Source organism: Sphingomonas vulcanisoli, from assembly GCF_011761305.1.
GTDB classification, from domain to species: Bacteria; Pseudomonadota; Alphaproteobacteria; order Sphingomonadales; family Sphingomonadaceae; genus Sphingomonas_I; species Sphingomonas_I vulcanisoli.
Map to the genome: position 1 here is coordinate 367511 of NZ_JAAOZC010000001.1, position 11319 is coordinate 378829.

An 11319-nucleotide genomic window follows, 5' to 3' on the forward strand; every position below is an offset into this window, starting at 1 on the left:
TGTCATTTGGCCGCAACCACACTCTGGTCGATCGCGCCGAACAGGGGGGCGTCGTCGGTCGTGCGGGCTTCCATCCGGACGCGGTCGCCGAAGCGCATGAACGGGGTCCGCGGCGCGCCCTCGTCGAGCAATTCGATCCCGCGTCGCTCGGCGATGCAGGACGATCCCACCTCGCGGAAATTCGCGTTCGACACCGTGCCCGTGCCGATGATAGTGCCCGCACACAGCGCGCGCGTCCGCGCGGCATGGGCGACAAGCTCGGGCAGCGAGAAGGCCATCGGATAGCCCGAGGCCGTGCCGAACCGCACCCCGTTCCAGTCGACGACCAGCGGCAGATCGACGCGCCCATCGCGCCACGCTGCGCCCAGCTCGTCGGGCGTCACCGCCACCGGCGCCATGCTGCTGGCGGGCTTGGCCTGGATCCAGCCGAAGCCGGTTTTCATCTCAATGGGCGCGATCGCGCGCAGCGACCAGTCGTTGATCTGCACGACCAGGCGGATATGCCGTTCGGCATCGGCCGCCGTCACGCCCAGCGGCACGGCGTCGACGATGACGCCGAATTCGCCCTCGAAATCGATGCCGTCCGCCTCGCTGGGAAAGGCCGCGTCCTGCGTGGGCGCCAGGAAGGTGTCCGACATGCCCTGATACATTAGCGGGCGGCCCTTGGGATTGGGTTCGAGGCCGAATACCGCCTGCATCAGGTCGCCGTGGCTTTCGAACGCCGATCCGTCGAGCCATTGCCAGGCGCGCGGCAGCGGCGCGAGCGCCGTCGCCGGGTCGAACGGGACCGCGCCGTCCGCCGATCCCGCTTCGAGCGCCGCGAACCGGGCAGCGAGCGCCGGCTGCACCGCGTCCCAGCGATCGAGCGCGTCCTGCACTGTGGCGGCGATATCGCCGGCGGGAACCGCGCGGGAAAGATCGCGCGCGACGATGACGAGCGCGCCGTCGCGCGTGCCGTCGGGAACCGTGGCGAGCTTCATGCCCCCTCTTCCATGGCGCGCAGGACCAGCGCGTCGAGATCGCCGTCATGACCGAAGCCCAGCGCATCGGCGAGCGGCGTCGCCAGCGGCGGCTGGCTGCCGAACTGCGCCTCAATCGCCGCATCGGGGGCATAATCAACGTGCGCGCCGCAGTCGGGAAAGCGCCGCCCGAGCGCGGCAACAAGATCGCCGAAGCGGACGCACTGCGCCGGCAGCGTCAGCGCCCGCCGCCGCCCGAGCCGATCGCGCTCGATCGCGCCGGCGTGAAGCAGCGCGGCGATGCAGGCCTGCACCGAGATCAGCCAGGTCGCGCCGGTGACGGCGACCGGCAGCGTGATCGCCTCGCCAGCAGCGAAGCGATAGAACAGCGTGTTGAGGAACGCCGACTTGAGCCGCGTATCCGCCCCCGGCCGCGCCACGATGCCGGGCAGCCGCAGCGCCAGTCCGTCGATCCAGCCGCGCGCGCTGAACTGCTCGATCGCGATCTCGATCATCCGCTTCTGCGCGCCATAGGTCATCGTCGGCAGCGGCATCGTGTCGTCGTTGACCGCGGTGGGCAGCGGCGGGCCGAACACCGCGATTGAGCTCGCAAATACAATGCGAGGCGGCGCGTGCTCGTTCCGTAGTACCTCCAGCAACGCCAGCGTCGCGTCGATGTTGATGCGGCGGGCGAGCCCGTAATCCGCCTCCGCCGCACCACCCAGCACGCCGGCGAGATGGAACACGAGGTCGGGCGCATCCGCCACGAGGCGCGCGCGAATCGCCGGGTGGCCGAAATCGCCTTCGCAGCGAATGAGCCGGGGATCGTCCAAGTCGTCCAGGCGCAGGTCGTTGAGGACGATCGCCGCTTCGGCGAACCGCGGATCGGCAAGCAGCGCGCGGACCAGCCGCGCGCCAATGAAGCCATCCGCCCCCGTCACCAGGATGCGCCGCGCGGCGTGCGTCACAGATGACGATCCGTCAGCAGCTCACGCAGCCGTTCCTCGGTGAATTCCTCGGCGACGATCGTGAGCGAGCGATCGCGGTCGATGCCGTCGGCATCGAACAGCCTGGGCGCCCGCGCTGCGGCGGCCATCGCGGCGGCGGGATCTTCGAACCAAGCCTCGACAACGCTGTCGACGAACCGCTCGCCGTGCGGCGGCGCGGCGACGGCGTTGTCGGCCAGCGCGACTACACCATCCCACGCCGCCATGGCGTTCGTCATGCCATCGCGCGCTGCCTGCCAGCAATCATCGTCCAGACCCGGCGCTCGGCTGGCGAATACGAACAGCTTGGCCGGCGCCCTGGGCCCCTCCACGATCGTCCGCGGCGTGACGTTGAGGCGGACGACGCTGGGATCGTGGACGAAGCGCGGCTCATCGGGGCGGAGGTGCTCCAAATAATAGGGCGTCGCGACCGCCGCCTGCATAGCCGCCATGCTTTCGAAATGCAGCTCCGTCACCAGATCGCGTTCGATCGCATGGGGGCCGTCGCCTGCGGGATAGCCGCCATCCACAACGTGGTTCTGCACATAATAGGCCGGCATCGCGCCCGCGTCCGCCGGCGGCAGTACGACCATCCGACCATGCACAGTGCGCAGGTGCGATTGCGCCGCCTGCCGGGTGAGGCCGGGCGCGCGGCGCCCCAGGAACAGGAATTTGATCATCCCCGGGGCGCCCGCGATGCTAGAATTTGAACGCTGCCCGCGCGCCATAGGTCCGCGGCGGCGCATAGGTCGAGGTGATCTGGTTGCCGACGCTCCCCACGAATTGCGCGTAGGTCGGCACGGCGCGATTGGTGAGATTGCGGATGAAGCCCGTCACTGTCCACCGGTCTTTGGCATCCCCGAAGCTCAGCGATGCGTCATAGGTCGTGTTGCCGCCGGTATTCTGCTGGGGCAGATAATCGAACCCGATGACGGTGTTCGATCGGTATTGCAGGCTACCCGAGACCACCACCTTGTAATCGTCGAGCGGTATGGTCTGTTCGACGCCTGCGTTCACCGACCATTTCGGCGAGTTGTAAGCGCGTTTGCCGGAGCAATTGACGACGTAGATGGGGCTTGCGGCGCTCGGCGTCGAGAAGGGGCAACCTACGACCGGCTCCAGCGCAGCCTTGGGCGTATTATACTGGTAGGAGGTCACTCGCGAATCCAGATATTGGACGGTGCCGCTGAGCTGCGTGGTGGGGGTGACGAGGAACTGCGCATCGATATCGACACCCTTCAAGGTCGAGCGGCCGACATTCTCTGTGAAGAAGTTCACCGAATTATTGGCGTCGATCCCAAAATGGGAAACCTGCTGATCGCGATATTTCCAGTAGAAGGCCTCGATGTTGAGCTGGACGCGATTGTCGAAGAAGCGGTTCTTCGATCCTAGGGTCCAGGCATCGACATATTCGGGCTTGAACATCTCATGCCCTGGGGCGACCGAAAAACCGCCCGAGCGATAGCCCGTCTCATAGCTCGCATAGAGCAGCGAGCGCGGTGCCAGATCGAACTCGCCCGCGACGCGGTAGGTGAAGCGGCCCTTGTCGATGCTCGACACCACGGTGTTCGGAATGAACAGGGCGATGTTACCGCTGGTGCCATAGGGCACTGGCACGCCCGGAATCGTCGGCCCACCCACGAACTGCGCAAGCGTATCGACGACCGGCAGCGAGGGTCCGCCAAAGCAGGTCGGTCGAGCGCAGGCTTCCACCAGTGTCGAAACGTTGGCGTTGAAGGTCTTGTCGTCCTTGGTGTAGCGGCCGCCGCCGACGAGGCGCAGGCGATCACTCAGATGCAGCGTCAGGCGGCCGAACCCCGCGTAGGATTTGGTCTTCGACGTGAAATTCTGGAATGAGATGATCTGATACTGGTTGATCGCATATTGGCCGCGCACCGTCTCATCGAAATAATAACCGCCGACCAGCCAATCGACCGGGCCGATCCTTTTGCCCTGCAAGCGCGCTTCCGTGCTGAATTGCTGATCCTTCTCGACATTATGGGACGAGCGGAACGAAGGCCCGTTGAACACGAAATCCAGATCCGAACGGCGATAGGCCGGGATGACAGTGAGCGTGCCAAGGCCGGTCTCGAGACTGGCCTCGCCGGTCACGCCGTAATAATTATTGTCCAGATACGGCCGGCTGAGCGGCGCGGGATTGACGAACGCGCCGGGAATCACCTGGCCGCTGAAATAGGCCCGGCTCGCCGGTGAAAGCAGCCCGCTATAGGGATCGAGATTGGCTGGTGTGAAAGTGTAATTCGCCGGCGACTTGGCGGTTGACGGGGAGCCCGGCGTGTAATTTTCCGTGCCGATATAGCTAGCGCCGCTGCCGACGCCGCCCTGGTGCGAATAGTCGCCAGACAGACGGAGGCTGATACGGTTGTCCGGCTTCACTAAAAGCTGCACGCGCGCCGCCTTGCCGTTCTCGTCGCCGGTGCCATCCTTGTAATAGCCGGTGTGATAAACGGACGTTGCCGCGACGCGCAGCGCAGCGATGTCGCTGAGCGGGACGTTGGCCGCGACCTCGGCATTGATGGCGTTATAATTGCCGGCGCCCAGAGCGACATTCAGCGAGCGCTCGCCGAGAACCGGCTTGTTGGGGATGATATTGATCGCGCCGCCGGTCGCGTTGCGTCCGTAGAGCGTGCCTTGCGGCCCCTTGAGCACCTCGATCCGCTGGAGATCGAAGAAGGTGCCTGTCGTTGATGTCGGGCGTCCGAGGTAAACTCCGTCCAGGTTGAACGCGATCGCCGGATCGGAATACGCATTGTTGGTGTAATTGCCGACGCCGCGGATGAAGAAGGTCGTATTGGCGCCGCCGCCCTGCTGCACGGTGAGCGCCGGTGCCACCGCGTTCAAGGTCGATGCGGTCATGACGCCCTTGCCCGTGAGCTCCGCGGGCGAGACGACATCGATCGCGATGGCGGCGTGCTGCGCACTTTCGGTCCGGCGCTGGGCAGTGACGACGATATCGGCGAGCCCTTGCGTAGGCATCTCTGCCGCGGGCGCTACCGCTGCGGGCACGGGCGCCGCGGTCTGCCCATGAGCCATCGTGCCGACGGTGATTGCGAGCAATGCCGTAGATGTCTTCAGGAATGCAGAATGCATCGTAACCCCTCCTTGGCGGCCGCTTTTCCGGCGGTCCATGACCGCTCTTCCACCACAGGCCGGATCATCAGAGAAGTTGTTTGTATTTATCGAAATGCATCGATCATTTTTATGATGATGGCGACGATTTGGTCCGCCTTTGAGCAAAAATCGGCGGGCGCCGGATCGACGGCCAATAGGACATGCCGAGCGCCTTCCGCAGAATTGGGGGTGTGGTGACGATCCCAGCAAGACCGCCGTAAAGCGTCTTCACGATCAGCGCCGCAGGGGGCGAGAGCGCCACCGGCCCGAACGCCAACATCAGCAACGCTGCCAAACCGCCGAGCAAAGGCATCGCCACCATCGCGCAGCCCAGCACCCGCAAGAGCTGCGCCGCCCGCGTCGGCACCGGTCCCACGGGAACGACGGCGCCCTTGCTGATCCTTGCGAGCATGATCAGCGACGGCACCAATCCGCCCAGGCAGGTGATGCCGAACGTCTGCGGCAGGAAATCGATGGCGAGCGCGGAGCCCCGCACCGGCGCCCAGCCGAACACCAGGAAAAAGAAGCCGACGCTGACCAGCGCGTTGATGAAGAAGCTCAGGATCGTCTCGCGCCGCAGCAGCGCGTACAGATCCAGGACCTCGCCTCGGCTCACGCGGTGCGGCCGCCGAGCGTCTCGGCGAACCAATCGGAGATATATTCGCGGCCGAAGCTCATATTGTCGGCGCCGACATGCTCGACCCCGCCTTCGCGGGCGGTGAAGATCTTGAGCTCACGCCGGGGCGAATTGACCAGTTGATCGTAGCTGCGGTGCGCATAGTCGAGCCCGATCTGGCGGTCACTTTCGCCGTGCGTGACGAGAAACGGCACGGTGATCCGGTCCATGATGCCATCCAGCGTCATGCCCTTGGCCTTTTCGAGGAAATCCGCCTGGCTCTTGGCGCCGAACACCCACCAGACATGGCTCCAGTAATGCGGCACGGGATTCTCGCCCTCGCGCCGCATCCTTTTCTGCTGCACCTCGGCCCAGTCATGGTTGGCGCCCCACACCGCGCCGCTTGCAAAGCGCGGCTCAAATGCCACCGCGCGCGGCGCATAATGGCCGCCGAGCGAAAGGCCGGTCATGCCGATCGCCTTCGCGTGAACCTCGCCCTGCGTTTCCAGCCAGTCGACCCAGGCCGAGGCCCAGGCCTCGCTGTCCGGCCGTGCGGGCAACCCCTGCAGGCGCAGCGCCTCGCCCGTGCCGGGCTGATCGACGCACAGGCACGAGATACCGCGCTTGGCGAGCGCATGCGGCAGCCAGGAGAAGAAGATCAGTTCCTTCGTGCTGTCCAGCCCATTGCAATAGACCACCGCCGGGCGCGGCCCTTCGCCCGCCCCACGGGTCCACAGACCCGACAGCGTCTTGCCCTCGTAGGGAATCTCGACCCGCTCGACATTGTCCCCGGCAAAGGCCGTGCCGCGCGTGAAGGCGTCCAGCGCCTTGGCGTAGGTTTCCTCGCGGCCGGGATGGCCATGGCCCTGCATCCGCTCGGCCATCTGATAATAGAGCGCGGCGCGCTTCAGCTTGTCGCCCGCCGAGAACAACCGCCCCTTCGCCTTGTCCTCGGTGGCGAGCGCGGCAAGCTTGTCGGCCATCTTCGACCATTCGGCCATGAATGCTGCGGTGCCGCTGTCCTCACCGCGCGCCGCCGCGTCTCGGATCGGCGCGCACATGTCGATGATCTCGCCAATCTTCGCCCCGCTTTCGAGCGCAATCGAAACCGACAGGTTCCAGACGTAATTGGGAAAATATTCGAACAAGGCCATGCGGTTTATACTCCCACCGGCTGAAACAGGCCGGTGTCCGCTTCCGGATGCGGCATCGTGTGGGGGCCGCCGACGCCGGTCTCCCACTGGTCCATCACCCCCGGCCCAGGTTGGTGAACCTTCGCCTCGTGCGCAGCGTCGTCGACCGCCTCCAATTCCGATGTATATTCGACCGCAAAACCGTTCGGTGTCGTGAAATAACTGAACGTGTTGTTCCCCGCGGTATGGCGGCCCGGACCCCAGCGGATGTCGGTGCCATGCTTCTTGAGCCGGGCGATGCCGCGCATCATGTCGTCTACCGTCATCATGTCATAGGCGACATGGTTGAGGCAGGGCGGCCCCGGCAGGACGGCGATGCGGTGATGCCATTCGTTGCAGCGCAGGAAGCTCATGAAGTCACCCAGCCAATCGGACACGCGGAAGCCCAGCACATCGACGAAGAAGGCGGTCATCGCCTTGTGATTGGGCGAATGCAGGACGATGTGGCTGATCTTCTGCGGTACGCCGTCCCAGCGCAGCATCGGCCGCGACGGGCCGCGCGCGACATCGCTCGAAATTTCGAACGGTAAGCCGTCGGCGGAGAAGAAGCGGAAACCGTAGCCGCCGCCAAACGTCGTCAGCTCCTTGGGAGCGAACACGGTTGTGCAGCCCGCGGCCTCGACCCTGGCGAACAACGCATCGACGTCGGCGCGCGTGTCGGCCGCCAGCGCGATGATGTCGATGCGCTTTGCCTGCGAATGGCGCAGACGCACGACGTACAGCTCATCGCTGCCTTCAGCAGCGAAATGGTCCATGCCGTCCTGCGCGCCGACGTGCTTCAGGCCCCAGACGTCACGATAGAAAGCGCGCTCTGCGTCGATCTCGGGACAGCCATAACCTACATAGCGGATCTCGGTGACGCGACTCATCTTTGCTTCCTTCAGATCGGTGCCGCGGTGACGGCGAACATGTCGTGGGTGGCCTTGCCCTGCTCGACGCGCGGCCCCTTGCCGATCTGCCCCAGGCAGATGGCCAGGCTTTCGCGGACGATATAGGCGCAGCGATCGAACCGGCGATCGCGGTAGGCCGCGAAGCCCGCCTCGGGCGTCTCGGCGCGCGCGAGTTCCTCGGCGAGGACAATCGCATCCTCGATCGCCATGCCGCCGCCCTGGCCCAGGTGCGGTGTCGTCGCATGGACGGCGTCGCCGAGCAGCGCCACCCGCCCTTTGTGCCACGGCCCCTCAACCAGCAGCCATTCGAGCGGCTTGTAGACCACGGCGTCATCATCGACGATCTGCGCGGCCAAGCCGGCGATCGCTGGCGGCATTCCCGCCAGCTTCTCCCGCATTGCCGCCGCCAGCCTCTCACGCGGATAGCGCGGATTACCGGGCTCGGGCGTCGTCAGATACATGTACATGAGGTCTTCGGCGAGAGGCACCAGCCCGACGCCGATCGGTCCCTCATAAGCGTGCAGCCCGGTGACGTCGGCGGGGCGCGCGAAATTGTAGCGCCACACCGCCTGACCGGTGAATTCCGGCGCGGGCGTGTCGGGGAAGATCATGCCGCGAGTCTGGGAGTAAAGGCCGTCGGCGCCGACGACGATATCGTAGCGTCCGTTCGTTCCGTCCGAGAAGACAACGTCCACGCCCTCGCCATCGTCATCGAGACTCGTCACCGTCAGGCCCAAGCGGACGACGGCGCCGGCAGCGATCGTGCGATCGCCGAGCACCTTATGGAGCGCCCGCCGCCCGATGCCGACATTGGCCGGATACCCTTCGACCAGCGCGGGCGAGGCGATTTGCGCGACCTTCTGCCCGTTGGGCAGGAACACGCTTACATAGTCATAGCCGAAGCCCGCGCCGACATAATCGTCCAGCAGATCGAGCTCCTTCATCGCGCGCACGACGTTGGATTGCTGGATGATGCCGACGCCATAGACCGACCAGTCAGGATCGCGCTCGATCACCTCGACAGCGATGCCTTCGCGGCGCAGTGCGATGGCGGCCGTAAGTCCGCCGATACCGCCCCCGATCACCAGAACACTGGTCATCGCGCCGATCCGCCAACTGAAAACGTGCCCATGCCATCCCCTCGTCAGGCCCCTTCGGGGCTCCTCCATTCAGGGGATAGCTATCCTCGATAATCTGTAAACCTGAACGAATTTATCGAAGATCATTGATGTTTTTTATTGATCGCGCCCTGATCGCGCAGCCTCTCACGCAGCCAGATGAGGCCTGGATCGCCAGCGCGAGCGGGGTGATGCTGGACCATCTGGCGCATCGTCGGAAAATCGAAGGGGATCTCGGCGATTGCGATCGGGTGATGCGCTGCCATCACCAGCGCCAGCCTTTCGTGCATCAGCGCGAGCCGCGGCGTATGCATCAGCAACCACGGCACGACCGCGAACGAAGGCGCGACCATCTCGACCCGGACCTGTTTGCCCATCATGGCGAGTGCCCGATCGCTGAACACCGGCGTGCGGTGATAGCCGATCGCAACGGTGACATGACCTGCCGCGAAAAACGCCGCCTCATCGATCGGCCCCGCGAACAGTGGATTTCCCCGCCATCCGACAATGACATGACGCTCGTCGAACAGATGCTCGGCGGGCAGGCTCCGATCGATATAACCTTCCGGGGTGATCAGCAGATCGATGGCGCCTTGTTCGAGCTGCGCGAAACTCTGATCTTCGCTGATCAGCAATTCGAGGCGCACGGTCGGCGCTTCCCGCGCCAGATCGCGCGACAGGGGAGCAAGAACCGCGGTCGAGATGTAATCGGATGAACAGAGCCGGAAGGTGCGCTGCGATGTCGCCGGATCGAACCGCGTCGACGTCGCGATCAGGCTCTCTATCGCGCGCAGGCTTTCGAGTACCTGCGGCAGGAGACTTTCCGCATAAGCGGTTGGCAGCATCCGCTTGCCGTGCGCGACGAGGATATCGTCGCCGAAATAGTCGCGCAGCCGCTTCAACGCCGAACTGAGCGCGGGCTGGCTGAGGTTGAGCTCCTCCGCCGAACGCGATACGCTGCGCGTGCGCATCAAGGTCTCGAACACGCCAAGCAGATTGAGATCGAGACCTTTGAACCGCATCGTTCCGTCCTTTAGGGACGCATAGCGATTTTTGAGAGATGCCTGAATGGCCTGGCAAGTTGGGTCATGAAATAAACGTCATCCGCGCTCGCTATCAAATACACCCCGCCGCCGCGATATCGATATGACAACACCCATTTCACACATAGCCTTAAAGGACGAAGCTCATTCTGCCGAGCAGGCAAGCCGGCTATGGTGTGGGCCGCGAGAGTGGCTTTATCAATTAAGTGCGGGTGCCACTTTCCGCCGCTTCACGATAAAAGGCTTCGTACCCCTTTTGCGCGCGACGTACGAACGTAACCGCTACACTGACGGCCTTTACGATTACCGGCGGATTAGCGGACAAGTAGGGATGCTTCGCGCATTCAAACGACTGCTTTCGAGAAACGTAAATACAAGCTCGAACGGCTGCGATTGGGTCGTTAGCGGTCGCGCCTAGATGAAGCTAAGTCCGGGGCTTCTCTTCCGCAGCGTGAAACCAATGGCGCCAAAGCCCATCAGCATCATTGCCCAGGTCGCAGGTTCAGGCACCGAAGCGGCTCCACCAGCAACGGCGGCGCTTCCGACATTGAGGGTGATCGTATCCGATGGGGTCGAATAATTGAAAGTACCCTCTGTCAGCCCGAGAGAGGCGATCGAGCCAGAGAAAGTCGAACTTCCGGACAAAGCGGCCCCGGAGACATAGCTGGATGAAAGCGCAAATCGCTTAACGCTACCCAATAGACCGAAGAAATCGCCTGAAAATGAAATTGCATTGGCACTCACATTGAGGTTGCCGAAACTCCTTGAGCCGCCGGTTAAACCACCGTATAGATTGTACAAGCTTGTGAAGCCTAAATAGATTGTTGCCGAACGTGTTTGAAATACACCAGCTTGGACTATAGAGCTGCTACCCAGGTTCGTGGAGCCGGTCAGATCAAGCGAGCCAGACTCTGACATGATGACGGTGCCGTTGCTCTCAACAATGTTGATAGTGACAGCCGACAACGCTGCCGAGGCGTCAAAAAAGACTGCGACCGCCGCTGCGGCTACCTGAATTGCTCGGCTCATACGCATACCCCCACTTGTAGCCGAAGCCACGCTATCGATTTTCAGGATAGGATCCGAAAGCGCCCATCGGCGAGGCGGTAGTCAGTAAACCTATTTAAGGTGGCCACAATGACGATTCCTTACAACGAACGCGGCGCTCATTTGTCGACCCCGCCAGTCGCTGGGCCGGTTGTTGTCTCACCGCTTTCAGGTGACCCATCCCCACCGCCCGCCAATTGTGTTGCCGCTCTTGTAGCCGCCCTCTTCCATCGGCCGAAACGGGACGAACGCCCGCTTTGCGGCAAGGCGAATATAGGGGTGAAGGTCGGCTGTTGGGTCGATGGTCGCCATCCCCGCCTAGTCCAATCGCGCTC

General features: G+C 63.7%; 11 protein-coding genes. All 11 read right to left on the reverse strand.

Features of this window, described 5'->3' with window-relative positions:
- Nucleotides 1–2 precede the first annotated feature (2 nt).
- The 11 genes from FHS31_RS01710 to FHS31_RS01760 all read right to left on the reverse strand — a co-directional run bounded on the left by FHS31_RS01710 (nt 3) and on the right by FHS31_RS01760 (nt 11296).
- Nucleotides 3–980 (reverse strand): fumarylacetoacetate hydrolase family protein, encoded by a 978-nt coding sequence (locus tag FHS31_RS01710; protein WP_167071390.1) that lies wholly within the window; start codon nt 978–980, stop codon nt 3–5.
- Entirely contained in the window at nt 977–1927 is a 951-nt protein-coding gene (locus FHS31_RS01715; RefSeq protein WP_167071392.1) for an NAD-dependent epimerase/dehydratase family protein, read from the reverse strand. Before FHS31_RS01715 ends, FHS31_RS01710 begins: the two co-directional genes overlap by 4 nt.
- Nucleotides 1924–2625 carry an EthD domain-containing protein gene (locus FHS31_RS01720; RefSeq protein WP_167071394.1) on the reverse strand — a complete coding sequence of 234 codons (702 nt, stop codon included), beginning with the start codon at nt 2623–2625 and terminating at the stop codon, nt 1924–1926. Before FHS31_RS01720 ends, FHS31_RS01715 begins: the two co-directional genes overlap by 4 nt.
- A gap of 19 nt (nt 2626–2644) precedes the next feature.
- A complete protein-coding gene (locus FHS31_RS01725) occupies nt 2645–5056 on the reverse strand; it encodes a TonB-dependent receptor (RefSeq protein ID WP_167071397.1) in 2412 nt (803 codons plus the stop codon).
- 109 nt (nt 5057–5165) lie between these two features.
- Nucleotides 5166–5693, reverse strand: coding sequence for a hypothetical protein (locus FHS31_RS01730; protein ID WP_167071399.1), 528 nt, complete (start codon nt 5691–5693; stop codon nt 5166–5168).
- Entirely contained in the window at nt 5690–6847 is a 1158-nt protein-coding gene (locus FHS31_RS01735) for an alpha/beta hydrolase family protein (RefSeq protein WP_167071401.1), read from the reverse strand. The genes FHS31_RS01730 and FHS31_RS01735 overlap by 4 nt, the downstream gene beginning before the upstream one ends.
- A 5-nt stretch (nt 6848–6852) precedes the next feature.
- Nucleotides 6853–7755 carry a VOC family protein gene (locus FHS31_RS01740; RefSeq protein WP_167071403.1) on the reverse strand — a complete coding sequence of 301 codons (903 nt, stop codon included), beginning with the start codon at nt 7753–7755 and terminating at the stop codon, nt 6853–6855.
- An 11-nt stretch (nt 7756–7766) separates the two neighbouring features.
- Complete coding sequence (locus FHS31_RS01745) at nt 7767–8876, reverse strand: FAD-dependent oxidoreductase (protein WP_167071405.1); 1110 nt, start codon at nt 8874–8876, stop codon at nt 7767–7769.
- Between the two features lie 122 nt (nt 8877–8998).
- Nucleotides 8999–9916: a LysR family transcriptional regulator gene (locus FHS31_RS01750; RefSeq protein ID WP_167071407.1), complete on the reverse strand. Its 918-nt coding sequence runs from the start codon at nt 9914–9916 to the stop codon at nt 8999–9001.
- Nucleotides 9917–10351: 435 nt separating this feature from the next.
- A complete protein-coding gene (locus FHS31_RS01755) occupies nt 10352–10966 on the reverse strand; it encodes a PEPxxWA-CTERM sorting domain-containing protein (protein WP_167071409.1) in 615 nt (204 codons plus the stop codon).
- A gap of 186 nt (nt 10967–11152) precedes the next feature.
- Complete coding sequence (locus FHS31_RS01760; protein WP_167071411.1) at nt 11153–11296, reverse strand: hypothetical protein; 144 nt, start codon at nt 11294–11296, stop codon at nt 11153–11155.
- Between the last annotated feature and the right edge of the window lie 23 nt (nt 11297–11319).

Excerpts from the sequence above, each read along its gene's own strand:
- FHS31_RS01720 (WP_167071394.1), bottom strand. The coding sequence starts at position 2,625 with ATGATCAAATTCCTGTTCCTGGGGCGCCGCGCGCCCGGCCTCACCCGG.
- FHS31_RS01755 (WP_167071409.1), bottom strand. The coding sequence starts at position 10,966 with ATGAGCCGAGCAATTCAGGTAGCCGCAGCGGCGGTCGCAGTCTTTTTT.
- FHS31_RS01750 (WP_167071407.1), bottom strand. The coding sequence starts at position 9,916 with ATGCGGTTCAAAGGTCTCGATCTCAATCTGCTTGGCGTGTTCGAGACC.
- FHS31_RS01710 (WP_167071390.1), bottom strand. The coding sequence starts at position 980 with ATGAAGCTCGCCACGGTTCCCGACGGCACGCGCGACGGCGCGCTCGTC.
- FHS31_RS01735 (WP_167071401.1), bottom strand. The coding sequence starts at position 6,847 with ATGGCCTTGTTCGAATATTTTCCCAATTACGTCTGGAACCTGTCGGTT.
- FHS31_RS01760 (WP_167071411.1), bottom strand. The coding sequence starts at position 11,296 with ATGGCGACCATCGACCCAACAGCCGACCTTCACCCCTATATTCGCCTT.
- FHS31_RS01745 (WP_167071405.1), bottom strand. The coding sequence starts at position 8,876 with ATGACCAGTGTTCTGGTGATCGGGGGCGGTATCGGCGGACTTACGGCC.
- FHS31_RS01740 (WP_167071403.1), bottom strand. The coding sequence starts at position 7,755 with ATGAGTCGCGTCACCGAGATCCGCTATGTAGGTTATGGCTGTCCCGAG.
- FHS31_RS01725 (WP_167071397.1), bottom strand. The coding sequence starts at position 5,056 with ATGCATTCTGCATTCCTGAAGACATCTACGGCATTGCTCGCAATCACC.